A 23,068-nucleotide genomic window follows, 5' to 3' on the forward strand; every position below is an offset into this window, starting at 1 on the left:
GATCAGTGCGACGGCGCAGTGGGTTTCAGCGATTCCGGGCTGCGCGCGCGGAACGCGCCCACCCAGAGGCCGGTGCCGTAGGCGATGTCGTCGAGCCGCTTGTACGCCACGTAGCGCACCGGGTCGAGGCCACCGGCATCACGATGGGTGAACCAGTCGGCGAGGCCGTCCGCGACGGCCATGGTGATCGCGATGCGCCGGATGCGCCGCGAGGCAAGCATGGCCACCAGCGTCACCGGCCAGTAGTGCCTGCACATCGCCGAGGCCAGCCGCCACAGCCCGGCGAAGAAGCCGCGGGACAGGTAGATCGCGGCGATCCGCGTGGGGTTGTCCAGCTCGGCGAAGACCCGGCGTAGTCGGACCAGCGCGGTGACCAGGGTGATCACCCCGCCGATCAGTCCCCACCTGGACAGCGTGGCGAACAGGAACGCGGCCAGCATCGTCCAGGAGGGCAGCGACAGCGGCGAGACCATTCCCGGATGGCGCTCGCCGAGCGGCGCGGCGCCCGTGCCATAGAACATCTTTCGGCCGAACCAGGCGCGGAAGGAGACCCGGTGATCGTGCGCGACGTGCGCGGCGGGCTCGTAACGCAGCCGCCAGCCGGCCTGCTCGAGCCGCCAGCACAGATCGACGTCCTCGGCGACCAGCATCGACTCGTCGAAGCCGTCCTGCGCCAGCAGCGCGCGGCGGCGCACCAGCAGCGCGGCACTCGGCACGTAGGAGACCAGACCGTGCGACTGCACGGCGGCCTCGCGCCGGCCCAGGTCCAACGAGGAGCGGGTGTGCTCGTAGCGGGCAAGGGCATTGGACTCCGGATCCAGCGCGACGATCCTGGGGGCGACCAGCGCCACCTCCGGGTCGCTGAAGTGCCCGAGCATCACCTCGAGCCAGCCGCTGCGCGGCACCACGTCGGAATCGAGGAACGCGACGAAGTCGGTTGTCGCGGCCTTCAATCCGGCGTTGCGCGCGGCGGCGGGGCCCTGCTTCTCGTCGTGGCGCAGCACGGTCACCCGGCAGCGGGTGCCCCGGTCGCGCGGGATCTGCACCGGCTGGTCCGAGCCGTCGTCGACGACGATGACGTTGTGCCCGCGCAGTGCCGCGAGTAGCCGGGCCAGACCGTCGGGATTGTTGTGCAGCGGCACGATGACGGTGACGTCCTCGGGGGACGGAAGCAGCCGGGGACGCGGGTTGGCAACTCCGGAGTCGAGCAGCCGTCTGGCAACGGTCGCGGACTTCGGGCCGGTCACCTCGAGGTACCCGTCGCCGATCATCTCGGCGGCCTCCGGGGCAAGTCGCAGCAACCGAGCCGGCGAGCCGCCGATCAGCACCCGCCCTCCGGAGTATGCGCGTACCCGTGGATCAATCCGCACCCCGAATCCGTCGGGCAGGCGATCATGGCGCATTCCTGGCATGCTAGGCGGAGATTCGCGCACAAGCATCATCCGTCCGGTTTAAAGGACAGAATTCCGCACGAATCCGGCACGCCGAGCCCCGCGACAGTCGTTGCGGCGGACGGCGAAGCGCCGACTCCCGCGCGATTCCAGCATCCGGCAACGCGGCGGCAATCGGCCGGTCGTGACCGGAAGACCTCCGCCGCGCGAGCGGCAGCATACGACTGGCTACTGCCGCGCATCAGGCCAGCGGACTCTCGTCGCAGGCACGGGCCGGCGGACGTTCAGGCGGAAATACGCTCGGGCGCGTCACGGACAGGGTGAGCGGAACCGGCGCGGGCTTGCGCGCGCCGGCGCGCGGCGTCACCCGCCGGGAGTGATCGACCGACGAGCGCGGGATCAGCCGCGCGGTGTCGGCCAGCGCGGCCTCGCCGTAGCCCTGGACGCATTCCGGGTCCGGTCCGTCGGCGGGCAGGCCGGTGAAGAACTTGGCCGCCATGCAGCCGCCGCGGCACGAGTCGTAGTGACTGCACGACGCGCACGCGCCGCCCCCGCTCGGCTCACGAAGTTCGGCGAACAGCGCCGACTCGTGCCAGACCGTGCGAAAACCACCGTCGGACACCACATTTCCGGCATGGAACCGATCGTGGATGGCGAACGGGCAGGCGTACACGTCGCCCAGCGGGTCGACCAGGCAGACCACCCGGCCCGCGCCGCACATGTTCAACCCGGGCAGCGCCTCGCCGAACGCGGACAGGTGGAAGAACGAGTCGCCGGTGAGCACCCCCTCGCCGTTGCGCACCAGCCAGTCGTAGAGCACCCGCTGCTGCTCCTGGGTCGGATGCAGCTCGTCCCAGACGTCCGCGCCGCGACCGGACGGCCGCAGCCGGGTCAATCGCAAGGTGGCGCCGTACTTTTCGGCGATCGCCCGGAACTCGTCGAGCTGACCGATGTTGTGCCTGGTCGCCACGACGGACAGCTTCGCGTCCCGGAAGCCCGCCGCCGCAAGGTTTTCCAGCGCGCGGATGGCCATGTCGTAGGAGCCGGGCCCGCGCACCGCGTCGTTCACCGCGGCGTCGGCGCCGTCCAGCGAAATCTGTACGTCGACATAGTCGCTCGCGGCCAGCCGGGCGGCGACCTCCGGGGTGATCCGAACTCCGTTGGTAGAGAACTTCACTCCGACGTGATGCGCGGTCGCGTAGTCGACCAGCTCCCAGAAGTCCGGGCGCACGGTCGGTTCGCCGCCGCCGATGTTCACGTAGAAGATCTGCATGCGCTCGAACTCGTCGATCAGCGCCTTGCACTGTTCGGTGCTCAGCTCGCGCGGATCCCGGCGGCCGGACGAGGACAGGCAGTGCACGCACGACAGGTTGCAGGCGTAGGTCAGTTCCCAGGTCAGGCAAATCGGTGCGGCCAGACCGGTTTCGAACCGATCGATCAGGCGCACCGCCCGGTCGGACGACGGGACCACCCCCGTCGCCGACGGCGCCGCGGCCGAACGGACGGCGGCGGGCGCCAGCGGAGCGTCCGCGGGCGCACCGACGATCATGTCCGAATCGACCAGCTGGGTCAGCGCTTTCACGTATTGCGCGGAATTCGCGTCGGTGACGCCCGCCGCGCGCATGGCCGTGCGGGCCGAGGCGTGCTCCGGCAGTGACCGCACGATCTCGACGATCCGCGGGCTCTTCAGGAAGGAGAGCTTGCGGGTGCCGAAGTGGTAGAGCAGCGCACCGAACGGTTCCGGCCGCAGGGCCACCCGGGGATGCAACTGCCATCGGGTATCGAGATCGAGCATGGTCTCCACCGCCTTCGTCAGTACACGCCGCACATGCCGTCGATGGATACCTCTTCGATGAGGGTCTCCTCGATCAGCGGTGCCGTGTCCTCGTGTGCCTCGACCGTGCCGACCGTTCCCGAGTGGTCGGTGTCGGTGTGTCCGTTGGATCCGTATTCCGGCATCTCTACCTCCGAGCGAGCGATCCGTGCCTGCGACCGCCAGCTGGTGGCCGCCGTCACACGATAACGTCATTCGCTGACAAAATGGAACCTGTTCCACCTCGAATACTTGGCCAATGTCTACCGACCGGCCTTCCGCGGGCTCACGGAGATCGAATATCCCTGCTCGGCGGTTCCGCCCAGTCGCACGCACACCGAACCCGCGGCAGCCGCGCCCTCTAGACTTCGGATGGAAAGCAGCTGAACAGGACGTGACGGGCGACACGCGCCCGCGGTGGTAGAGGTGGCATGGGAGTCGGACGAATGCAGGCGAGCGGAGGCGGCAGTACCCTCTCGGAATCCGAGATCGTCGAGGCCGCGCTGCGGGTGGTCCGCGAAGACGGCGTGGAGAAGCTGTCGATGCGGCGACTCTCCCGCGAGCTCGGGGTCTCGCCGATGGCGCCGTACTACTACGTCGCGGACAAGCGCGAGCTGCTCGACCTGGTCGCCACCGCCGCGCTGACCGGAGTGCGCACGCCACCAGCGGAATCCGGCCCGTGGCAGCGCCGGCTGCGCGACCTGATCGACCAGATCGACGACAAGCTGCGCAAGCACCCCGGCCTCGGCGACGTGCTGATCGAGCAGATGCTCGGTAAACAGCTCGACCTGATCGCGGCCATCATGGAGATCCTGCTCGAGGCGGGCTTCACCGATCGCAATGTGCTGGCCGCGTACGCGACGATCCACACCTACCTGTTCGGCCGCAGCCGGGTGAATCCGCGCGATCGCGCGCCGCTGTCGGACGTCGCGCTGCCCGAGGCGGTCGAGCGCGCCACCAAGTACATGGCCGACCTGCGCGGTAAGTACGCCTACGACTTCGGCATGGAGGTGCTGATCTCCGGCCTGGAGGCTCAGCTTGTCCGGCAACCGGAGTCCGACGTACGATAAAACTGCAACACGTTCTAGTTTTGCCGCCGCGCAGCGCCGGTACCAGGTTCGAGAGGACGACATGACCACAGTCGAGGTTCCACACGGCTCGCGATCGGTCGTACTGCGGGTAGCCGCGGTCATCACCGAGACGGCCGATACCTGCTCACTGGTCTTCGACATCCCGGACGAACTGGCCGAGCGGTTCCGCTACCAGCCCGGCCAGTTTCTCACGCTGCGGATCCCGAGCGAGCGGACCGGCTCGGTGGCGCGCTGCTACTCGCTGGCCAGCTCGCCGTACACCGACGATCGGCCGAAGGTCACGGTCAAGCGAACCGTCGATGGGTACGGCTCGAACTGGTTGTGCGACAACCTGAAAGCGGGCGACTCGCTCGAAGTCCTGCCCCCCTCAGGCGTTTTCACGCCCAAGGATCTCGACGCGGATCTGCTGCTGTTCGGCGCGGGCAGCGGGATCACGCCGGTGATGTCGATCCTGAAGTCGGCGCTCGCGCGCGGCAACGGCCGAATCGTGCTGGTGTACGCCAACCGGGACCACGAGTCGGTGATCTTCGCCGCCGAGCTGCGCGAGCTGGCGGACAAGCACCCGCAGCGGCTGACCGTGATCCACTGGCTCGAATACCTGCAGGGCCTGCCGACCGCCGACGCGCTCGCCACCCTGGTCGGGCCGTATCAGGCGTACGAGGCGTTCATGTGCGGGCCGAAGCCGTTCATGGACCGGGTGCACGACGCGCTCGGCCGGCTCGGGGTGCCGCGCACGCGCACGCACGCCGAGGTGTTCAATTCCCTTGCCGGAGACCCGTTCGCGGATCAGGCGCCGGTCGAGGTGTCCGACGAGGAGGCCGCGGGCGCGGCCACGGTCGAGGTGGAACTCGACGGCGAGGTGCACGAGCTGAAGTGGCCGCGCAAGCAGACCCTGGTGGACATCATGCTGGCCAAGGGGCTCGACGTGCCGTACTCCTGCCAGGAGGGCGAATGCGGGTCGTGCGCGTGCACGGTGCTCGAGGGCAAGGTCGAGATGGACAACGCCGAGATCCTCGACCCGGAGGACATCGAGAACGGTTACATCCTTGGCTGCCAGGCACATCCGGTGACGGATCACCTGAAGATCCAGTTCTGAGCCGGGGCTACCGCGCGCGATAGCCGGCGCGCAGTGCGGCGTCGAGGTGTTCGGTGGCGTAGCTCAGGGCGGTGCGGCCCAGGTTCGCCGCGTGCTCGTCCAGGAAGCCGGTCAGCAGTCGCTGATCGATGCGCTTGCCGACTTCGCGCAGCATCCAGCCGAGCGCCTTCTGGATGAGGTCGCGGCGGTCGTCGAGCAGGCGCTCGGACAGCTCGAAAGTGGTTGTGGCGTCACCGGATTTGATGAAAGCGAAGGTGGAGAGCAGGGCAACCCGGCGCTCCCACAACGAATCCGCGCGGGCCAGGTCGAAGAGCAGGTCGCGCGGTTTGTCCAACAACCACGGGCCGATGATGTTTTCGGCGGACGCGTCGACCAGATCCCAGTTGTTCACCCGGCCACGGCGCACCGCGGCGAGATAACGCTCCACTATCTCCGCGCGGGCCGCGTCGTCGAAGGCGCCCGGCTTGGATGCCCTGGCGAACTTGGCGTTGAGGATGATCAGCCCGGCGAACCGATCCTCGTGCACGGCACTGTCCAGCAGCACGTCGATCTCGTCGAGCGACAGTGCCGCATAACGTTTCGCGATGCCCCGGCTGACGGGCACGCGCACGCCGATGAAGACATCGCCCTCGCCGTACTCCCCAGGACCGGTCTTGAAGAACCGCTGCAGATGGATCGCGTCCGCCGGGTTCGCTACCGCGCGTAGTGCGGCCTGCACGTCCGCTGCGGTCATCTGCCCGCTCCCTTCGGCCGCGGTGGCGTCAACCCTGCGCACCCAGGATTCGGCCGGATTCGAAACTGGCCGCGCTGGCAGGCAATTCGCCGGGCCGTCCGCTGTTGCGCACGATCACCTCGCCGTTGCCCGGCGTCGGGCGGCCGAGCGCGTCCATCCGCCGAATGGTTTGCGCGGCAACGGCTTGCGCGCTGTCGAAGAGGCGGACGCCGTCGGGCAGCGCGGCGACGATCGAGTCGATCACCAGGGGGTAGTGGGTACAGCCGAGCACGACGCCCTCGACATCGGCCGGGGTCTGCTCCACGGCGCGGGCGATGGACTCGCGCGCCGCGACCAGGTCGCCCCGATCGATCGAGTCCGCGAGGCCGTGGCAGGCCACGCCGACCACGTCCGCGTCGCCGCCGAACTTGGCGATCAGATCCGCCTGATACCGGCTGGCGGTGGTCGCCGCGGTGGCCCAGACCGCCACCGACCGGCAGACGGCGGCCGCGGGTTTGATCGCGGGCACGGTGCCGATGACCGGCACGTCGGGGCCGACCTCCACGCGCACATGCTCCAGCGCGGTGACGCTCGCGGTGTTGCACGGGATCACGATCACCTCGGCGCCCAACTCGATCGAGGTGCGGGCGGTCTCGACCACGCGGTCGATGGTCCACTGATCCGGCTTCGGCCCCCACGGTGCGCCGTCGGGGTCCAATTGCAGCAGCAGATCCACGTCCGGCCGCAGCTTGCGCAGCCAAGCGGATGTGGGCAGCAGCCCGAGACCCGAATCGATGAGCGCGACGATCACAGGGACAACCGTATTACAGTGCTCCGACGCGATTTGCGCGGCAGCGGTTCGACCGGCGGCCGCGCCGCGCCGCGGTACCGGCCGACCAGGCTCGACTCGGGGATCGAGCAGTCGAGAAGTGCGGCCAAGCGGCCGAACTCAGCCGGCCGCGAGCAGTTCCGCGACCGGGACGCCCGCGGCGATCTTGGCTCTGGTCTTCATCACCTGGGCGGTCAGACCCGCGCCGACGACACCGGTGAGTTTGCCGTCCTGGGCGTAGTAGGCGAGGAACTTGTGACCGTCGTCGACGACCACGTGCACGTCGTCGGTGGCGCTCGGCGTGCCGAGGGCCTGGATCTTCACGTCGTACTGGTCGCTCCAGAAGTACGGGACCCTGGCCGCGGTCGGCGGGGCGGCGCCGAGCAGGGCGCAGGCCACCAGGCGGGCCTGCTCACCCGCGCTGGTCCAGTGTTCGACTCGCTTGCGGTGGCCGGTCTCGTGCAGCCAGGCGGCGACGTCGCCGACCGCCCAGACCCGTTCGGCCGAGGTGCGGCCCACCTCGTCGGCCACCACCCCGCCGCCCTGCGCCGGGTCGGCCAGGGCGATGCCGGAATCGGCGAGCCATTCGGTCACCGGGCGCGAGCCGATGCCGATCACCACCAGGTCGGCGGCGACCTCGGTGCCGTCGGACAGGACCGCGCCGCGCACCCGATCACCGTCGGCGAGCAGAGTGTCCAGCCCGGTGCCGCAGCGCAGGTCGACGCCCTCGCCGCGGTGCAGTTCGGCCACCAGCGCGCCGACCTGTTCGCCGAGCACCGCGGCGAGCGGGGTCGGCTGGGGCTCGACCAGCACCACCTCGACGCCGCGAGCGCGGAAGCTGGCCGCGAGCTCGCAGCCGATGAAACCGGCGCCGACCACGAGTGCCGTTGTGGCCTTGGCCAATTCGGCGCGCAGCGCGGTGGCGTCGGCGTGGCCGCGCAGCACGTGCACGCCCTTCAGTTCGGGCAGACCGGGCAGCCGGCGCGGACGCAGGCCGGTGGCGAGGATCAGCTGGTCGTAACCGAGGGTCGAGCCGTCGGCGAGGCAGACCTCGCGCGCGGCGGTGTCGACGCCGGTCGCCGCCGTGTCGAGGCGCAGGTCGATCTGCTTCTCGGCGAAGAACTCGGCGGGACGCAAGGTGGTGTCGTCGGTTTCGCCGCGGACGAATTGCTTGGACAGCGGCGGCCGGTCGTACGGCAACCGGCCTTCGTCGCCGAGCAGAACGAGTTCGCCTGCATACCCGGCGCGCCGCAATTCCTCGGCGGTGCGCAGGCCGGCGAGCCCGGCGCCGACGATCACGATCGGCGCGGAATCTGTTGCTGAAGGTGCCACGCAGCTCACCCTAACGTCTGCTTGGTTCAGTACTCGAGTGAACCCGCTCACTCGGCGATGGGGGGCAATCGTATCCGTTCCGATATTGATCGGGCGGTCAATCAGGTCTATACCGAAGACAGGACATATTCCTGAGCCCATAGGAGGCACACCATGTTCACCGAAAGTCGCGCACAGGATCTCCTGGCCGTAGTGCTGGGAGTCTTCGCCACGCTCTCACCCCTGTGGCTGGAGACCACCGACAAAGCGATGTGGTCACTGGTCGTGCTCGGCGTGCTCATCGCGCTCACCGGCCTGGCGCAGATGTACCGGCCCGCCCTCGGGGCGAACGCCGACTACGCGATGGGCCTGTTCGGCGTTTTGCTGTTCATTTCCCCCTGGGCAATGGACTTCACCGATTACCGCGGCGCATCCTGGACCGCATGGGTAGTCGGGGTAGTGACGGCGGTGGTCGCGGTGGCGGCGCTGCCGACGGTGTCGGGACGTCTGCACGGCGCGGCGACACACCACTGATGCAGATGCCGAAACCCGGTCGCCGGGCAGCCGCCAAGCGACCGGGGAAGGAACCGAGGGCCGGGCGCAGGCGTAGCGCGAAGGTGGACGGCGACGCCCGGCAACTCATCCTGGACGCCGCCGAAAAGCTCTTCGCGGCACAGGGATTCGACGCCACCGCGACGGCCGCCATCGCCGGTGCCGCGGATGTGCCGAAAGGTCTTGTCTTCTACTACTTCCCGACCAAGGATTCGATTCTGTCGGCGTTGATGGACGAGCGGGTGCCCGCGCACCCGATCGATGACATCGATACCGTGGTCGCCCCCGGCGATCCGGCGGCCAGTCTGGTCGCGCTGGACGCGGCGCTCAATCTGCGCGACCACCACTCCTCGGTGCTGCGGGTGATCATGTGGCGCGAGGCCGATACCCATCCCGATGTGCGACGCCAATTGCGGCAACTGCGCGATCAATTGCTGGATGTCACGGCGCGGGTGTTGCAGGCGAGTGCGACGGTGCCGGTGCGACCGGGGACGCTGCGGGCCTGTGCGGCCGCGTGGGTGTCCGCCATGTTCGCCATCGCGAGCACCGATCGGCTGCACGCGTTGGACGGCGTGCCGATCCCAACCGCCGAAGATCTGCTCAATGTCGCCCAGGTGGTCGCCGCGGGGATGACTCAGCTCGGCTGAGGTTCGAAGTTATCCACAGGGTGCGTGTTATGCACAATCGCCGGACCAGGGGTGTCGCCGGGTTCGGGCTCGAGCCACGATCGCGGTATGGATGCACCGCAACTGATCTCGCGTCGGCAGGCCCTGGCGGCCGGGATGTCCGACGGTGAATTGCAACGGCTCTGCCGGTCCGGGAAGTGGCGGCGCGTGCGCGCCGGCCACTATCTGACTGCGCCGGGACAAGAGCTCACTTCTACCGGACGTCATCTGTTGCTCGCCATGGCGACCTGCGCGGCGATGTCCGATGATGCGGTGGCGAGCCATTGTTCGGCATCGGTGATTCACGGGCTACCCGCGTGGTCGCTGCCGTTGGAACGCGCGCACATGACGCGCAACCGGGCCAACGGCGGGTTCATCAAGAAACACCTGGTCCTGCACGCGGCGCAGCTGGAGCCGGACGAGATCACCCTGGTCAACGGTCTTCGGGTGACGACGGTGCCGCGAACGGTCGTCGATATCGCGCGGTCGGCCGGTTTCGAGCCCGCCGTTGCGATCGGTGACAGCGCGCTGCGCCAAGGCCACACCACGGTGGGCGAATTGCGCGAGCAGGTTATGCGCCGGCGGCGCGGGTGGCGGCTGGCCACGCGGGTTATCGAATTCCTCGACGGCCGCAGTGAAAGCGTCGGGGAGTCGCGGAGCCGGGTACTGCTCCAGCGGGCGGGTTTACCCGAGCCCGAATTGCAGGCCCGGATTTTCACCGATGACGAAATATGTGTCGCGCGCGTCGATTTCCTGTTCGCGGGGATGGGCGTGATCGGTGAATTCGACGGTGATGTCGAATATGGCGATGGATCCCCCGACCCGCACCTGCCGTTGCCGATGACCATCGCGGAGCAGAACCGGGCGGATCGGTTGCGGGCCCTCGGCTGGTCGGTGGTCCGCTGGAGCTGGGCCGACCTCGCCGATCCGGCGCGACTGGCCGGGCGAATCCGGGCCGCGGGCGAGGCGGCGGGTGGTGTTCGCCGGTCCGGGCACTGGGCGCCGACCCCCAGGATCAGCGGGTGAGCGGGTGTGCGGCGGTGAGGAATTCGGTGACGTCGGCGGCGAAGCGGGGGTGTTTCGGGACGCCCATGTGACTGGTGCCGGGGTAGAGGAGCAGGCGGGAGTCGGGGATGCCGTCGGCGGTGCGGCGGAAGTTCTCGGTGCTGTAGGCGGCGTCGCGTTCGCCGCCGATGACCAGGGTGGGTGCGGTGATCTCGCCGAGCCGGCCGGACAGGTCGAAAGCGTCTTCGGCGCGGACGAAGGCGAGGGTGTCCGCGGGGTTCCGCGGGCGGGCGAGCGGGTCGATCAGCCACATCGCGGCGCCGGCCGCACGGGCCAGCAGCGGCGAGGAGACGGTGGTCGACGCCATGTGATGCAATGCGCGGCGACCCGCGAATGCCGCTTCGCCGTAGCGGATCTGACTCTGCTTGGCCAGCGGATCCAAGCGGTAGCCGGACGAGGCGATGACCACCCGCCGGACCGCGGCCGGATGATCGGCCGCGAGTTGCAAGGCCACCGAGCCGCCCGAGGAGACACCGAGCACGTCCACCGGCACGCCGAACTCGGCCAGCAGCGCGTCCGCGTGCTCGGCGGCGATATCGGCCATCGAGGTGCCCTCGGGCATCCCCGGCGCGCGGTTGACCGCGTAGACCCGGAAGTGCCGGGCCAGCGGAGTCAGCAGTTTGATCTCGGAGTCACGCATCCAGCCGCGCGGATTCGCGTGATCCGGGGTGAACCAGCGCAGGAACACCAGCGGGCGGCCGGCACCCAGCGCCAGGTAGGGCATCCCGTGGCGCAGCGCGCCCGCGGTGACGCCGAGTTCGGTGGCGAGGGCGGACTTACGCATATGTTCTCCGAATCGTCTGATCGCGTTCTCGTTTCCGACGCTAACGGAGCGGTCCGCTCCGGCGCGATAACCTCGGAGGTCATCGAATCACCTCGCGGGCGAACCACCGCCGGATTGCGTTGCGACACAACGACTAGTGTGGGGAATATGCGAATCGCGGCACTCGCTGCCCTAATCCTGGCGCTGAGCGCCTGCTCCCAATCCACCTCGGGTCGACCTCAGCCCAGTGCGGACCAACCGCGGGCGACGACGACCTCGACCGCCCCGGCCACCACCTCGCAGAGCCCGGAAAGCCAGCTGAAGGACCGGATCGCCTGGGCCCAGTCCGGCACCGCGGTCGACGTGAACCGCTACCACTCCGCGAGCACCGGCACCGGGGCCGCCGCCGACCTGAAGGGCGATATCGCCTTCGTCAGTCCCTCCGGAAAGATCAGCTGCATCACCGGAACCGAATACCACATCGACGGATTCAGCTGCACGGTCAAGCTGAAGAACCCGATCCCGAAGCCCGGCGAGGGGTTCGGCAACTGGGACGGCGGGTTCGTCAACTACTCCGGACAGAATCTGATGGTCGGCCAATTCCGTGGCGACCCAGGCCTTTTCATCCACGGCGACGGGCAGACCCTGCCGTACGACAGCAAGCTGACCTTCGGCGACTACGTGTGCCGCATCGCGACCAGCGGCCTCACCTGCGTCAACCCGGCCAGCCGCACCGGCGTGCAGATGAGCGACGACGGCATCGTCCCGTTCGGCTGCCTCCGGGAACTCTCGGACGCGCAGCGCGATCCCTCCGTCGGCCGCGCTTTCAGCTGCTGAGCGACACCGCGCCGAACCCGGCGCGAACCCGGCGCGCGGGTCTAATGTTGCTCCATGCGCGGCATTGCACTGGTCCTTCTCGCTGCGGCACTACCCATGACCGCATGCGGCACCTCCACGCGGGACCCATCGTCCATGGCCACCACCCCGCCCGCGGCGGCGTCACCGTCTCATCGAACGCCGACGCTCGCCAGCACGCCCACCACCCCGGTGGCCGCCCCCACTGGCGTACCCGCCTGCGCCCCCGCCGATCTCACGGTTTCCCTGGGCAAGAACAACGGAGCGGCCGGCTCCATCTACCTCCCCATCGTCTTCACCAGCACCGCCCCCGCCCCCTGCACCCTCGCCGGCTACCCCGGCGTCTCCCTCGCCACCGGCACACCTCCCGCCCCGCTGGGCCCACCCGCCGAACCCGACACCGCCTCCGCCACCCCCCAACCGGTCACCCTCGCCCCCACCGAATCAGCCCACGCCACCCTCCGCTACTCCCAAGCCGGCAACTACGACTGCGAACGCACCCCCGCCCAATTCCTCCTGATCACTCCCCCGAACCAGCCCACCCCCACTCCCCAACCCTTCACCGCGGACGCCTGCACGAAACCCGCCTACCTCCTCCTGCACGTCGACTACATCAAGCCCGGCAAGGAGATCTAGGCCCCGAAATGCCAAACGGCGCCGCTCCTTTCGGAGCGGCGCCGTTCAGGTCAGCGATTCAGGGAATCACTTGATGATCTTCGTGACGCGACCGGCGCCGACGGTGCGGCCACCTTCACGGATCGCGAAACGCAGGCCCTCTTCCATGGCGATCGGCTGGATCAGCACGACCGACATTTCGGTGTTGTCGCCCGGCATGACCATCTCGGTGCCCTCGGGGAGGGTCACAACGCCCGTCACGTCAGTCGTACGGAAGTAGAACTGGGGACGGTAGTTGTTGAAGAACGGCGTGTGCCGGCCGCCCTCGTCCTTGGACAGGATGTAGGCCTGGCCCTCGAACTCGGTGTGCGGGGTGGTGGTGCCCGGCTTCACGATGACCTGGCCACGCTCGACATCTTCGCGCTTGATGCCACGAACCAGCAGACCGACGTTGTCGCCGGCCTGGCCCTGGTCGAGCAGCTTGCGGAACATTTCGATACCGGTGACCGTGGTCTTGGTCGAGGTCGGCTTGATGCCGACGATCTCGACTTCCTCGTTCACGTTGACGATGCCGCGCTCGACGCGACCGGTGACGACGGTGCCACGACCGGTGATGGTGAACACGTCCTCGACCGGCATCAGGAACGGCTTCTCGGTGTCGCGGACCGGGTCCGGGATCGACTCGTCGACAGCGTTCATGAGCTCAACGATGGACTCGGTCCACTTCGGGTCGCCCTCGAGCGCCTTCAGGCCGGAGACACGCACGACCGGCGCGTCCTCGTCGAACTCCTGGGCGGCCAGCAGTTCGCGGACCTCCATCTCGACGAGCTCGAGGATTTCCTCGTCGTCGACCATGTCCGACTTGTTCAGCGCGACCAGGATGTAGGGCACGCCGACCTGACGGGCGAGCAGCACGTGCTCGCGGGTCTGCGGCATCGGGCCGTCGGTTGCGGCGACCACGAGGATGGCACCGTCCATCTGCGCCGCACCGGTGATCATGTTCTTGATGTAGTCAGCGTGACCCGGAGCGTCGACGTGCGCGTAGTGGCGCTTTTCCGTCTGGTACTCGACGTGGGAGATGTTGATCGTGATACCACGAGCCTTCTCCTCCGGCGCCTTGTCGATCTGATCGAACGCGAACGCCGCGTTCAGATCCGGGTACTTGTCAGCCAGCACCTTGGTGATCGCTGCAGTCAGCGTGGTCTTGCCGTGGTCGACGTGACCGATGGTGCCGATGTTGACGTGCGGCTTCGTCCGCTCGAACTTCGCCTTCGCCACTGTGGTGTCCTCCTGGACTTGTTGGTGCGTGCAGTTGCAGCAGTGCGGTTATTACTTGGGGTCGTGCTGACTCCCGGCTGATGTGGGGCAAGTCTTACACCTGCCCCGGCATCGGTATTACTCGCCGGTCGCCTTGGCGATGATCTCCTTCGACACGTTGGCCGGAACCTCCGCGTACGAGTTGAACACCATGGAGTAGTTCGCCCGGCCCTGGGTCTTCGACCGCAGGTCACCGATGTAGCCGAACATCTCCGAGAGCGGAACCAGCGCCTTGACGACACGGGCACCACTGCGTTCCTCCATGGCCTGAATCTGGCCACGGCGGGAGTTCAGGTCGCCGATCACGTCGCCCATGTAGTCCTCGGGCGTGATGACCTCGACCGCCATGAGCGGCTCGAGGATCACCGGACCGGCCTTACGAGCCGCTTCCTTCAGGGCCTGGGAACCGGCGATCTTGAACGCCATTTCCGACGAGTCGACGTCGTGGTAAGCGCCGTCGAGCAGGATCAGCTTCAGGTTCACCAGCGGGTAGCCCGCGAGCACACCGTACTGCATGGCATCCTGCGCACCGGCGTCCACCGAAGGGATGTACTCGCGCGGAACGCGACCACCCGAGACCTTGTTCTCGAACTCGTAGGTCGCGCCGTCCTCGCCGACGAACGGCTCGAGGGCGATGATGACCTTCGCGAACTGGCCGGAGCCACCCGTCTGCTTCTTGTGGGTGAACTCGAGCTTCTCGACCTTCTTGGTGATCGTCTCGCGGTAGGCCACCTGCGGCTTACCGACGTTCGCCTCGACCTTGAACTCGCGCTTCATGCGATCGACGAGGATGTCGAGGTGGAGCTCGCCCATGCCGCCGATGACGGTCTGGCCGGTCTCCTGGTCGAGCTTGACCGAGAACGTCGGGTCTTCGCGCGCCAGCTTCTGGATCGCGGTGCCGAGCTTCTCCTGGTCGGACTTGGTCTTCGGCTCGATCGAGACCTCGATGACCGGGTCCGGGAAGGTCATGGACTCGAGCACGACCTGGTTCTGCGCGTCGCTGAGGGTGTCACCGGTGGTGGTGTCCTTCAGCCCGATCACGGCGTAGATGTGACCGGCGGACGCGGTCGCGACCGGCATCTCCTTGTTGGAGTGCATCTGGAACAGCTTGCCCAGACGCTCCTTCTTGCCCTTGGTCGAGTTGACGACCTGGGCGCCGGAGGCGACCTGACCCGAGTACACGCGCACATAGGTGAGCTCACCGAAGAACGGGTGCACCGCGATCTTGAACGCCAGGGCCGAGAACGGCTCGTCGACGCTCGGCTTGCGGGTCAGCAGCTCGTCTTCCTTGCCGGGAACGTGGCCGGTGGTGGCCTCCACGTCCAGCGGCGAGGGCAGGTAGTCGATGACCGCGTCGAGCATGGGCTGAACGCCCTTGTTCTTGAACGCGGAACCACAGAGCACCGGGTAGAGCTCGGAGTTGACCGTCATCTTGCGGATGGCGCCCTTGATCTCCTCGATCGAGAGCTCCTCGCCGCCGAAGAACTTCTCCAGCAGCGCCTCGTCGGACTCGGCGACGGTCTCCAGCAGTTCCTGGCGGTACTGCTCCGCGCGGTCCTTGAGATCGGCCGGGATCTCGACGATCTCGTACTCTTCGCCGAGCTTGGTCTCGCCCTTCCAGACCTTCGCGTTCATCTCGACCAGGTCGACGATGCCCTCGAAGTCGTTCTCCGCGCCGATCGGCAGCTGGATGACCAGCGGCTTGGCACCGAGACGGTCCTTGATGGTCTGCACGGTGAAGTAGAAGTCCGCGCCGAGCTTGTCCATCTTGTTGACGAAGCAGATTCGCGGCACGTCGTACTTGTCGGCCTGACGCCACACCTGCTCGGACTGCGGCTCGACGCCTTCCTTGCCGTCGAACACCGCAACGGCGCCGTCGAGCACGCGCAGCGACCGCTCCACCTCAACGGTGAAGTCGACGTGCCCGGGGGTGTCGATGATGTTGATCTGGTTGTCTTTCCAGAAGCACGTGGTAGCCGCGGAGGTGATGGTGATACCACGCTCCTGCTCCTGCTCCATCCAGTCCATGGTGGCGGCGCCATCGTGGACTTCACCGATCTTGTAGGTGATGCCGGTGTAGAAGAGGATGCGTTCAGTTGTGGTCGTCTTGCCCGCATCAATGTGGGCCATGATGCCGATGTTGCGGACCTTGTTCAGGTCGGTGAGCACGTCCTGTGCCACGGAAATCTTCCCCGCTCGTAGCTAGATGGGATTTTCGGGGACGACCCTGTGGTCGTCTCTGTTCAACGCCGGCTGCGGCAGGTTGGTGCCGCGGCCGACTGTGCCTCCCGACCCGAAACACCGGGCCGGGCAGACGTCACCAGCGGTAGTGCGCGAAGGCCCGGTTCGACTCGGCCATCTTGTGGGTGTCCTCACGACGCTTCACCGAGGCGCCGAGACCATTGCTGGCATCGAGCAGCTCGTTGGCGAGACGCTCGACCATGGTCTTCTCGCGGCGAGCGCGGGAGTAGTTGACCAGCCAGCGCAGGGCCAGCGTGTTGGAACGGCCCGGCCGAACCTCGACGGGCACCTGGTAGGTGGCGCCACCGACGCGGCGGGGCTTCACCTCGAGGGCGGGCTTGACGTTGTCCAGCGCGCGCTTCAGCGTGACGACCGGGTCGGTGCCGGTCTTGTCGCGCGCCTGCTCCAGCGCGCCGTAGACGATGCGCTCGGCGGTGGACTTCTTGCCGTCCAGCAGGATCTTGTTGACCAGCTGAGTGACCAGCGGGGACCCGTAGACCGGGTCGTTGATCAGCGGACGCTTGGGTGCGGGGCCCTTGCGTGGCATATCAGCTCTTCTCCTTCTTGGCGCCGTAACGGCTGCGGGCCTGCTTGCGGTTCTTCACACCCTGGGTGTCGAGCGAGCCACGGATGATCTTGTAGCGGACACCGGGAAGGTCCTTCACACGGCCGCCACGAACGAGCACCATCGAGTGCTCCTGCAGGTTGTGGCCCTCGCCGGGGATGTACGCCGTGACCTCGACCGCGCTGGTCAGGCGAACGCGCGCGACCTTACGCAGCGCGGAGTTCGGCTTCTTCGGGGTCGTGGTGTACACGCGAGTGCACACGCCACGACGCTGCGGGCTGCCCTTGAGCGCCGCGGTCTTCGTCTTGGAGACCTTGTCGCGGCGACCCTTGCGGACCAGCTGGTTGATGGTTGGCATAGACCGGCTTTCCTTATTAGTTACGCGGTGTCTGAAACTTCATGTCTTGGTCTTCGAGCTTTCACTCGCACGTCCGGCCACGTTTTACGTGCCCCGAGGTCGGGCGTGTCGCGCGCGGCGTAGGGCCCGAATCGCGGGCACGCTGGAGGTGTCAGCCGCTTTCGCTGGCCTACGGTCACGCACGAACTTGCCCGTATGCTTCCGGGCACAGCGATCCACGATACTCGTGGTCGCGACACAGGGTCAAAGCGGGGTGGGTATCGCCCCCGCTACCTGGCCAGGTTCAGGGTCAACTCTACGAGTTTCTTCGCGCCCGCGCACGGATCCGGGTGCGCCGATCCCTGCCGATAGTTGATCCAGAACCCGATCACCCCTTGATCCGCCGCGCCGGCACTGACGCCGCAGGAGTCCGGATCGTTCGGCCGCCGCGTCTCCAGCCCACGCCGGCCCTGCACAGTGATGTTGTTCGTCGAGTAACCCAGCCTGTCGTTGTTGGCCTTCTCGTTGTTCAGCGAGCCGATCTCGTACCAGTTCAGGGTGACCATGGCACCGCCGCCGGGTGCGCCGAGCACGTACCACATGCAGACCGCACCGTAAAACGACGGCTCCGGGGCGGTTCCCTTGGCACCGACCGCATCCGCGATGTCGGCGAGCGAGACGATTTCACATTCGCGCAGGAGCTTGTCGAAGTTGGTATTGACCGTGTCGCCCGTCCCCGAACCCGCGGGCTTCGCCGAACCGCTTACCGTCTGCCCGCAGCCGGAGGAGCCAACCGCAATCATCAACACGGCGACGGTGGACAGTATTCCGCGAATCGAGCCACGAAAAGGTTTCATCCCGCGCCCTTCCTACTGCAGCCGCTGCACGGTCAACTCGGCCATTTTGCGAACTCTGTCACATGGGTTGTCATGAGAAGAGTAGGGCGGAAAGGACATGGACCACTCGAAGAAGTCATCACCGAGCTGCACCGCCAGGTCGCAGACGTCGCCACTAGGGTCGAGCGCCTGCCATCCGGAGCGCCCGCCGACGTCGATCGTCTGCGGATTGCGTCCCTGGGTGGACACCCAGGCTTTCTCCCGAGCGATCGGGCTGCCCCGATAGGACGCGAAGGTTACGCCGATCGAACCGACCCCGGCGGAGAGCCAATTGCACCCGACGGAATTCCGCTGAACCTGAGATACCTGCCCGAGGCCGCCGAGGTCGCGTACCTCGTCGTCGGTGACGTGCCCGCACTCGCCCGCGAACGGGCCGAGCGTGGCGACCTTCGGCGGCGGCCGCAGCGGAGTGCTGGTGTTGTCGGAATCGCCGCCGGAACCGCACGCGGAGAGCAGCAGCGTGAAGACCGTGCCCGTGACGATCGCCCACTTGGTCCGCATGCCCGAGACTCTACCGGCGCGGCGGGACGGTCGGCCGGAACGCGGGATCAGGCCGAACGGCCCCCGGTGTCGGCCCAGCAAAGGCTGTGCGGCGCAACAGGGATCGACCCTTGCCGCAGGTACGTCTCCGGTTTATTCTGACGGTGTCGGAGAAATGACCGGACGGTCGCGACTCCGATACAGGGGGTTCATTATGGGGGGAATCGACAGACAACGGGCGTCTGCCATTCAACATGCCCGATCACTTCGGGCCTCTCGATCCATAGCCGCGAACCTCGATTGCGAATCATCTGGGTAACCGGATGAGAGACCATGGAGGAAGCACATGAAGCTGGTCGCCAAGTCGACTTTTATCGCCGTGACTGTCACGCTCGGTTTGCTCGGCGCTGCGGGGCAGGCAACGGCGTCGAATCCCGTCATCGGCTTCTATCCAACGCTCGTCGAGTGCCTCAAGGCCGGTGATGCGCTGGAATCCGGCCCGCTTGCGGGCCACTGGCACTGCCACGCTGAAACCGACGACTGGACCGGGCCCAACTCCCTCTACGCCGGCAGGTAATTACCGCTGGCTACCCGCCGGGGACCCGCAATTCGTAGCCGCCGATCGCGTCGATATATGTGCACTGGGCCGGGCCGGTTTTGTATTTCGACATGGCGACCAGGCAGGCGTCGAGGGTGGGGTAATAGGTGGGTGGGGGATCCGCGTGCGCCGTCGCGCTCAGTGGGAGGGCGAGCGCGACGGCCAGTGCGAAGGCGGCGGCAGATCTCTCGAGCACTGCGGCAGTCCCCTAAGCATCCGGCGAATCCAAGCAGCGTACTGCCGGATACTCAGGGCCACAACCGATCACAGGTTGCCGCGGGCCTCCTGTTCACGCTCGATCGCCTCGAAGAGTGCCTTGAAGTTGCCCTTGCCGAAACCGAGTGAGCCGTGCCGTTCGATGAGCTCGAAGAAGACGGTGGGCCGGTCGGTGATCGGCTTGGTGAAGATCTGCAGCAGATAGCCGTCCTCGTCGCGGTCGACCAGGATGCCGCGGCGCTGCAATTCCTCGACCGGAACGCGAACGTGGCCGATGCGGGCGCGCAGTTCCGGGTCCTCGTAGTAGGAGTCGGGGGCGTCGAGGAACTCGATGCCCTCGCGGCGCAGCGCGTCGACGCAGGCCAGGATGTCGCCGGTGGCGAGCGCGATGTGCTGCACGCCGGGACCGCGGTAGAACTCGAGGTACTCGTCGATCTGCGACTTCTTCTTGCTGACCGCGGGCTCGTTGAGCGGGAACTTCACTCGATGGTTGCCGTTGGCGACGACCTTGCTCATCAGCGCGGAGTACTCGGTGGCGATGTCGTCGCCGACGAACTCGGCCATGTTGGTGAAACCCATGACGCGGCGGTAGAACTCGACCCACTCGTCCATCTGGCCGAGCTCCACGTTTCCGACGACATGGTCGATCGCCTGGAACAGCCGGTTCGGCGCGCCCTCGCGCGGCTGATAGCCGGCGCTGCGGGTGATGTAGCCGGGCAGGTACGGCCCGTTGTAGCGGGAACGGTCGACCAGGGTGTGCCTGGTCTCGCCGTAGGTGGCGATGGCGGCGGACCGGACGGTGCCGAATTCGTCTGTCTCGTCGTGTGGTTCGACGACGACGGTCGCGCCGTGGGTGCGCGCCCATTCGATGCAGCGGTCCACATCGGGCACCTCGAGCGCGATGTCGACGACGCCGTCGCCGTGCCGATCGTGGTGCGCGACCAGCGGGCTGTCCGGGTCGACCGCGCCCTTGACCACGAACCGGGCGCCGCCGCTGCGCAAGACATAGGACTTGTGGTCGCGGTTGCCGGTCTCCGGACCCGAGTAGGCCTCGAGGCGCATGCCGAAGGCGGACTCCAGGAAATGCGCGGTCTGGGTGGCGTTGCCGACGACCCACACGAGGGCGTCCCAACCGGTCACCGGGAAATTGTCGACGCTGGTGTCATGGTCCACGAGACCGACGAGCTTGCGCAGCTCAGTGTCGGTGGGGGCGGTACTTGGCGCCGTGCTGGACCGGGCATTCGGCATCTGCTCGATGGTCATGCACCAAGTAATCGTCAGGGTCGGCGGTTAGGCAACAGCGGCGATTTTCGATAGACACTCTGGCGAATTCGGCTAGGAAGTGCCGTTGAATGCTGGACAATTTGAATAGCATCAGCTGGCTGGTGCTATCCATGGCTGGGATCCCAGCCTGTGCTCGGAACGGAGGCCGCCATGTCACGAACGCCGGCGAAACTTGACGAACTCGATCTCGCGATCCTGACCGCGATGCACGAATACCAGAAGGCGGGCATTCTCGAACTGTCCCGCCGCACGCGGGTGGCCAGAGCCACGGTGCAGTCCAGGATCGGCCGGATGGAGGAGTCCGGCGTCATCGCCTCCTACGATCCGCAGATCGACGTCACCGCAGCGGGTTTCGATGTGCAGGCCTTCGTCACGCTGGAGATCGCGCAGGGCGCGCTGGACGCGGTCGCGGCCGAACTGGAAACGATCCCAGGGGTTTTGGAGGCGTACGCGACCACCGGCACGGGCGACGTGTGGTGCCGGATCGGCGCTGACTCGCATGCCGGATTGCAGTCGGTGCTGTTGAGCATCGACCGGACCTCGTCGGTGGTGCGATCGCACAGCGTGATCGTGCTGTCGACCGTGGTGCCGTTCCGTACGCTGCCGCTGCTGCGCACCCTGGATCCGGCGGGGAACACGAAGGCTCCGGCCTATCGGGCGGCGCACGAGCGGTAAACGGGTCATCGCCTGCCCAGGCGGGTGACCAGTCCGTGCACATGGGCCTGCGCGGCGGACCGGGCGGCCTCGGCATGGCCCGACTCGAGCGCCTCGACGATCTGCCGATGCTCGCGCAGGGCGACCCGTCGGTTGAGGTCGGAGCGCCACAGATCACCCCGGTAGAGGTGGGTCTGGGCTTCGAGCCGGGCCAGCTCCTCGGCCAGCGGCCGGTTGCCCGCCCGCTCGCGGATGAAGGTGTGGAATTCGACATCGAGTTCGGTGTCGCGGGCGGTGTCCGGGCCGGTCCGCAGGTTTTCCTCCTGGGTGGCCAGGATGGTCGCCAGCTTGGTCAGGTCGGCCTCGGACAGCCGGGTCGCCGCCTCGGCGGCGGCCAGCCCGTCCAGCACGGCGCGGACCGCGAGCACGTCGCGCACCTGCTCGTCGCCGATCGCGGCCACCCTGGCGCCGGCGTGCCGCACGGTGACCGCCAGCCCCTCGTAGATCAGCTGCTGAACGGCCTCGCGGACCGGGCTGCGGCTGACCCCGAGCCGGGCGGCCAGCGCGGGCACGCTGAGCGGGTGTCCCGGCTCGAGCTCGCCGGTGAGCACCAGCTGCCTGACCTGCCGGTGCACGGACTCGCCGAGCAGGGCGGAGCTCGTCGCGTCGTCGTCGGGCATCGCGTGGGTCCTTTCCGTGTCCGGAGCTGAAGTTACTCCTGCGGGCGGTAGTTGGCCTGTACCCGCTGGGTGAGGAAGTCGGCCGCGGTCACCGGCGGGTACTTGCCCTGCGGTCCCTGGATGACGGCGTCGCGGTCGGCCTGCGCGAAGTAGGCGATGCTGTAGCGGTCGCCCTGATACTCCCCCTCGCCCGGGCTGCGCACGCGATGGAAATTCGACGGCAGCAGGTCGTCGCTCCAGCGGGTGAGCATGTCGCCGATATTGCAGGTGATCAGGCTCGAGGACGGGGTGATCGAGGTCCACTCCTGCTCGGCCATCTCCCGGCCGGGGCACACCTGCAGGCCGCCCTGCCCGTCGCGCTGGAAAAGCAAGGTCAGACAGTCGAAGTCGGTGTGCGCGCCGGCCCGCCAGCGGCCCTCGACGCCGCGTAGTTCCGCCGGCACCGCGAAATAGTGCAGCAGTCGCAGCGTGCTCTGGTACTGCGCGGAGCTCGGGTCGTGCGCCCTGGTGAAGTGGTCCCGGTCCAGGGCGAGCCGATCGGCGAAGCAGGACAGCACCCGCATCGCGACCGACCAGGCCTGATGTTCGAAATCCAGGATGGCACCGCGGAATCCGGCGAGTTCCCGCTCGCTCGGCCACAGTTCGGCCATGTGCGGACGGGTGACCTGATAGGACTCCTTCTGATCCGGGACACCGATGGACGGGCGCACCTGGCTCAGGCTCTCCCAGCCCGCGTTGTTCGCTTTGACCAGTGGGTATTTGGCCTTCACCGACTCGGGGAGCGCGAAAAACCCTGCGGTGAGCTCGAATACGGTGTCGATTCGCTCCTGCGGGATCCCGTGGCCCGCGAGCTGGAAGAAGCCGATCTCGGTGGCGGCCGACCATAACTCGTCGGTGATCTCGGCGCGGCGGCCGGCGAAATCGGTCAGGTCGATCACCCGGATCTCCCGGTCGGTCTCCCGGCCGAGGCCGCCCATCTGCTGCTCGCGGGAAACCTCGGACAGGTCGTAGCTGGCGGTCATGATGTCCGTCCTTGTCTGCG

At 67.4% G+C, this 23,068-nt stretch carries 26 protein-coding genes; 9 read left to right on the plus strand and 17 right to left on the minus strand.

The features are described 5' to 3' along the window. Positions 1–2: 2 nt before the first annotated feature. From mftF to mftA, 3 genes are all read right to left on the minus strand, one after another. Entirely contained in the window at positions 3–1,403 is a 1,401-nt protein-coding gene (gene mftF / locus ACFQ9K_RS33390; protein ID WP_378713685.1) for a mycofactocin biosynthesis glycosyltransferase MftF, read from the minus strand. A gap of 229 nt (positions 1,404–1,632) precedes the next feature. Continuing rightward, the gene (gene mftC / locus ACFQ9K_RS33395; RefSeq protein ID WP_378713713.1) at positions 1,633–3,186 is read right to left on the minus strand and encodes a mycofactocin radical SAM maturase; all 1,554 of its coding nucleotides are present in this window, start codon (positions 3,184–3,186) and stop codon (positions 1,633–1,635) included. 17 nt (positions 3,187–3,203) lie between these two features. Beyond that, complete coding sequence (gene mftA / locus ACFQ9K_RS33400; RefSeq protein ID WP_378713687.1) at positions 3,204–3,350, minus strand: mycofactocin precursor MftA; 147 nt, start codon at positions 3,348–3,350, stop codon at positions 3,204–3,206. A 300-nt stretch (positions 3,351–3,650) separates the two neighbouring features. Here mftA and mftR2 point away from each other — a divergent pair, with 300 nt between their 5' ends. Beyond that, on the plus strand, positions 3,651–4,274 hold the full coding sequence (gene mftR2, locus ACFQ9K_RS33405) for a mycofactocin system transcriptional regulator MftR2 (RefSeq protein ID WP_378713689.1): 624 nt from the start codon (positions 3,651–3,653) through the stop codon (positions 4,272–4,274). Positions 4,275–4,335: 61 nt separating this feature from the next. After that, complete coding sequence (locus ACFQ9K_RS33410; RefSeq protein ID WP_378713691.1) at positions 4,336–5,391, plus strand: 2Fe-2S iron-sulfur cluster-binding protein; 1,056 nt, start codon at positions 4,336–4,338, stop codon at positions 5,389–5,391. 7 nt (positions 5,392–5,398) lie between these two features. Here ACFQ9K_RS33410 and ACFQ9K_RS33415 read toward each other — a convergent pair whose 3' ends face one another. From ACFQ9K_RS33415 to ACFQ9K_RS33425, 3 genes are all read right to left on the minus strand, one after another. After that, positions 5,399–6,124 (minus strand): DNA alkylation repair protein, encoded by a 726-nt coding sequence (locus ACFQ9K_RS33415; RefSeq protein WP_378713693.1) that lies wholly within the window; start codon positions 6,122–6,124, stop codon positions 5,399–5,401. Positions 6,125–6,152: 28 nt separating this feature from the next. Then, complete coding sequence (locus tag ACFQ9K_RS33420; protein WP_378713695.1) at positions 6,153–6,914, minus strand: glutamate racemase; 762 nt, start codon at positions 6,912–6,914, stop codon at positions 6,153–6,155. 138 nt (positions 6,915–7,052) lie between these two features. Further along, positions 7,053–8,264 (minus strand): NAD(P)/FAD-dependent oxidoreductase, encoded by a 1,212-nt coding sequence (locus ACFQ9K_RS33425; RefSeq protein WP_378713697.1) that lies wholly within the window; start codon positions 8,262–8,264, stop codon positions 7,053–7,055. Between the two features lie 153 nt (positions 8,265–8,417). Between ACFQ9K_RS33425 and ACFQ9K_RS33430 the strand changes: the two genes are divergently transcribed. From ACFQ9K_RS33430 to ACFQ9K_RS33440, 3 genes are all read left to right on the plus strand, one after another. Further along, positions 8,418–8,777, plus strand: coding sequence for an SPW repeat protein (locus ACFQ9K_RS33430; RefSeq protein ID WP_378713699.1), 360 nt, complete (start codon positions 8,418–8,420; stop codon positions 8,775–8,777). A 5-nt stretch (positions 8,778–8,782) separates the two neighbouring features. After that, positions 8,783–9,442 (plus strand): TetR/AcrR family transcriptional regulator, encoded by a 660-nt coding sequence (locus tag ACFQ9K_RS33435; RefSeq protein ID WP_378713701.1) that lies wholly within the window; start codon positions 8,783–8,785, stop codon positions 9,440–9,442. A gap of 87 nt (positions 9,443–9,529) precedes the next feature. Next, on the plus strand, positions 9,530–10,486 hold the full coding sequence (locus tag ACFQ9K_RS33440) for a hypothetical protein (RefSeq protein ID WP_378713703.1): 957 nt from the start codon (positions 9,530–9,532) through the stop codon (positions 10,484–10,486). Here the strand turns inward: ACFQ9K_RS33440 and ACFQ9K_RS33445 are convergent. Beyond that, positions 10,476–11,309 carry an alpha/beta fold hydrolase gene (locus tag ACFQ9K_RS33445; protein WP_378713705.1) on the minus strand — a complete coding sequence of 278 codons (834 nt, stop codon included), beginning with the start codon at positions 11,307–11,309 and terminating at the stop codon, positions 10,476–10,478. The genes ACFQ9K_RS33440 and ACFQ9K_RS33445 overlap by 11 nt on opposite strands. A 147-nt stretch (positions 11,310–11,456) precedes the next feature. Between ACFQ9K_RS33445 and ACFQ9K_RS33450 the strand changes: the two genes are divergently transcribed. After that, positions 11,457–12,125, plus strand: coding sequence for a hypothetical protein (locus tag ACFQ9K_RS33450; protein ID WP_378713707.1), 669 nt, complete (start codon positions 11,457–11,459; stop codon positions 12,123–12,125). A gap of 135 nt (positions 12,126–12,260) precedes the next feature. Continuing rightward, positions 12,261–12,779 carry a DUF4232 domain-containing protein gene (locus ACFQ9K_RS33455; protein WP_378713709.1) on the plus strand — a complete coding sequence of 173 codons (519 nt, stop codon included), beginning with the start codon at positions 12,261–12,263 and terminating at the stop codon, positions 12,777–12,779. Positions 12,780–12,845: 66 nt separating this feature from the next. Here the strand turns inward: ACFQ9K_RS33455 and tuf are convergent, their stop codons facing one another. The 6 genes from tuf to ACFQ9K_RS33485 form a co-directional block, all read right to left on the minus strand. Continuing rightward, positions 12,846–14,036 (minus strand): elongation factor Tu, encoded by a 1,191-nt coding sequence (tuf, locus tag ACFQ9K_RS33460; protein WP_107659457.1) that lies wholly within the window; start codon positions 14,034–14,036, stop codon positions 12,846–12,848. Between the two features lie 117 nt (positions 14,037–14,153). Continuing rightward, positions 14,154–16,256, minus strand: a complete 2,103-nt coding sequence (fusA, locus tag ACFQ9K_RS33465; protein ID WP_378722332.1) for an elongation factor G — start codon at positions 16,254–16,256, stop codon at positions 14,154–14,156. Positions 16,257–16,392: 136 nt separating this feature from the next. Then, a complete protein-coding gene (gene rpsG, locus ACFQ9K_RS33470; RefSeq protein WP_150399709.1) occupies positions 16,393–16,863 on the minus strand; it encodes a 30S ribosomal protein S7 in 471 nt (156 codons plus the stop codon). 1 nt (position 16,864) lies between these two features. Beyond that, the gene (gene rpsL, locus ACFQ9K_RS33475) at positions 16,865–17,239 is read right to left on the minus strand and encodes a 30S ribosomal protein S12 (RefSeq protein ID WP_019049359.1); all 375 of its coding nucleotides are present in this window, start codon (positions 17,237–17,239) and stop codon (positions 16,865–16,867) included. 269 nt (positions 17,240–17,508) lie between these two features. Then, positions 17,509–18,021, minus strand: coding sequence for a DUF3558 domain-containing protein (locus tag ACFQ9K_RS33480; RefSeq protein ID WP_378722335.1), 513 nt, complete (start codon positions 18,019–18,021; stop codon positions 17,509–17,511). 66 nt (positions 18,022–18,087) lie between these two features. Further along, positions 18,088–18,615 (minus strand): DUF3558 domain-containing protein, encoded by a 528-nt coding sequence (locus ACFQ9K_RS33485; protein WP_378722331.1) that lies wholly within the window; start codon positions 18,613–18,615, stop codon positions 18,088–18,090. Between the two features lie 325 nt (positions 18,616–18,940). Here ACFQ9K_RS33485 and ACFQ9K_RS33490 point away from each other — a divergent pair, with 325 nt between their 5' ends. Beyond that, complete coding sequence (locus ACFQ9K_RS33490; protein ID WP_378722330.1) at positions 18,941–19,171, plus strand: hypothetical protein; 231 nt, start codon at positions 18,941–18,943, stop codon at positions 19,169–19,171. A 10-nt stretch (positions 19,172–19,181) separates the two neighbouring features. On the opposite strand, the gene ACFQ9K_RS33495 is transcribed toward ACFQ9K_RS33490, so the two are convergent. Further along, a complete protein-coding gene (locus ACFQ9K_RS33495) occupies positions 19,182–19,388 on the minus strand; it encodes a hypothetical protein (RefSeq protein WP_378722329.1) in 207 nt (68 codons plus the stop codon). A gap of 68 nt (positions 19,389–19,456) precedes the next feature. Beyond that, positions 19,457–20,656 (minus strand): 4-hydroxyphenylpyruvate dioxygenase, encoded by a 1,200-nt coding sequence (gene hppD / locus ACFQ9K_RS33500; protein ID WP_378722334.1) that lies wholly within the window; start codon positions 20,654–20,656, stop codon positions 19,457–19,459. A gap of 186 nt (positions 20,657–20,842) precedes the next feature. Here hppD and ACFQ9K_RS33505 point away from each other — a divergent pair, with 186 nt between their 5' ends. Beyond that, a complete protein-coding gene (locus ACFQ9K_RS33505) occupies positions 20,843–21,367 on the plus strand; it encodes an Lrp/AsnC ligand binding domain-containing protein (RefSeq protein WP_357385651.1) in 525 nt (174 codons plus the stop codon). Positions 21,368–21,372: 5 nt separating this feature from the next. On the opposite strand, the gene ACFQ9K_RS33510 is transcribed toward ACFQ9K_RS33505, so the two are convergent. Further along, positions 21,373–22,026: a GntR family transcriptional regulator gene (locus ACFQ9K_RS33510; protein ID WP_378722328.1), complete on the minus strand. Its 654-nt coding sequence runs from the start codon at positions 22,024–22,026 to the stop codon at positions 21,373–21,375. 32 nt (positions 22,027–22,058) lie between these two features. Next, entirely contained in the window at positions 22,059–23,048 is a 990-nt protein-coding gene (locus ACFQ9K_RS33515) for an isopenicillin N synthase family dioxygenase (RefSeq protein ID WP_378722327.1), read from the minus strand. Positions 23,049–23,068: the final 20 nt, after the last annotated feature.

Source organism: Nocardia sp. NPDC056564 (assembly GCF_042793755.1).
Classification (GTDB): domain Bacteria; phylum Actinomycetota; class Actinomycetes; order Mycobacteriales; family Mycobacteriaceae; genus Nocardia.

What these genes read in the sequence shown, in the direction of transcription:
- ACFQ9K_RS33490 (WP_378722330.1), top strand. Translation starts at nt 18,941, where the DNA reads ATGAAGCTGGTCGCCAAGTCGACTTTTATCGCCGTGACTGTCACGCTC.
- ACFQ9K_RS33455 (WP_378713709.1), top strand. Translation starts at nt 12,261, where the DNA reads ATGGCCACCACCCCGCCCGCGGCGGCGTCACCGTCTCATCGAACGCCG.
- ACFQ9K_RS33435 (WP_378713701.1), top strand. Translation starts at nt 8,783, where the DNA reads ATGCCGAAACCCGGTCGCCGGGCAGCCGCCAAGCGACCGGGGAAGGAA.
- ACFQ9K_RS33515 (WP_378722327.1), bottom strand. Translation starts at nt 23,048, where the DNA reads ATGACCGCCAGCTACGACCTGTCCGAGGTTTCCCGCGAGCAGCAGATG.
- mftF (WP_378713685.1), bottom strand. Translation starts at nt 1,403, where the DNA reads ATGCGCCATGATCGCCTGCCCGACGGATTCGGGGTGCGGATTGATCCA.
- ACFQ9K_RS33415 (WP_378713693.1), bottom strand. Translation starts at nt 6,124, where the DNA reads ATGACCGCAGCGGACGTGCAGGCCGCACTACGCGCGGTAGCGAACCCG.
- ACFQ9K_RS33410 (WP_378713691.1), top strand. Translation starts at nt 4,336, where the DNA reads ATGACCACAGTCGAGGTTCCACACGGCTCGCGATCGGTCGTACTGCGG.
- rpsG (WP_150399709.1), bottom strand. Translation starts at nt 16,863, where the DNA reads ATGCCACGCAAGGGCCCCGCACCCAAGCGTCCGCTGATCAACGACCCG.
- ACFQ9K_RS33485 (WP_378722331.1), bottom strand. Translation starts at nt 18,615, where the DNA reads ATGCGGACCAAGTGGGCGATCGTCACGGGCACGGTCTTCACGCTGCTG.
- ACFQ9K_RS33450 (WP_378713707.1), top strand. Translation starts at nt 11,457, where the DNA reads ATGCGAATCGCGGCACTCGCTGCCCTAATCCTGGCGCTGAGCGCCTGC.
- hppD (WP_378722334.1), bottom strand. Translation starts at nt 20,656, where the DNA reads ATGCCGAATGCCCGGTCCAGCACGGCGCCAAGTACCGCCCCCACCGAC.
- ACFQ9K_RS33445 (WP_378713705.1), bottom strand. Translation starts at nt 11,309, where the DNA reads ATGCGTAAGTCCGCCCTCGCCACCGAACTCGGCGTCACCGCGGGCGCG.
- ACFQ9K_RS33440 (WP_378713703.1), top strand. Translation starts at nt 9,530, where the DNA reads ATGGATGCACCGCAACTGATCTCGCGTCGGCAGGCCCTGGCGGCCGGG.
- ACFQ9K_RS33505 (WP_357385651.1), top strand. Translation starts at nt 20,843, where the DNA reads ATGTCACGAACGCCGGCGAAACTTGACGAACTCGATCTCGCGATCCTG.
- ACFQ9K_RS33510 (WP_378722328.1), bottom strand. Translation starts at nt 22,026, where the DNA reads ATGCCCGACGACGACGCGACGAGCTCCGCCCTGCTCGGCGAGTCCGTG.
- mftC (WP_378713713.1), bottom strand. Translation starts at nt 3,186, where the DNA reads ATGCTCGATCTCGATACCCGATGGCAGTTGCATCCCCGGGTGGCCCTG.
- mftR2 (WP_378713689.1), top strand. Translation starts at nt 3,651, where the DNA reads ATGCAGGCGAGCGGAGGCGGCAGTACCCTCTCGGAATCCGAGATCGTC.
- ACFQ9K_RS33480 (WP_378722335.1), bottom strand. Translation starts at nt 18,021, where the DNA reads ATGATTGCGGTTGGCTCCTCCGGCTGCGGGCAGACGGTAAGCGGTTCG.
- rpsL (WP_019049359.1), bottom strand. Translation starts at nt 17,239, where the DNA reads ATGCCAACCATCAACCAGCTGGTCCGCAAGGGTCGCCGCGACAAGGTC.
- mftA (WP_378713687.1), bottom strand. Translation starts at nt 3,350, where the DNA reads ATGCCGGAATACGGATCCAACGGACACACCGACACCGACCACTCGGGA.
- ACFQ9K_RS33430 (WP_378713699.1), top strand. Translation starts at nt 8,418, where the DNA reads ATGTTCACCGAAAGTCGCGCACAGGATCTCCTGGCCGTAGTGCTGGGA.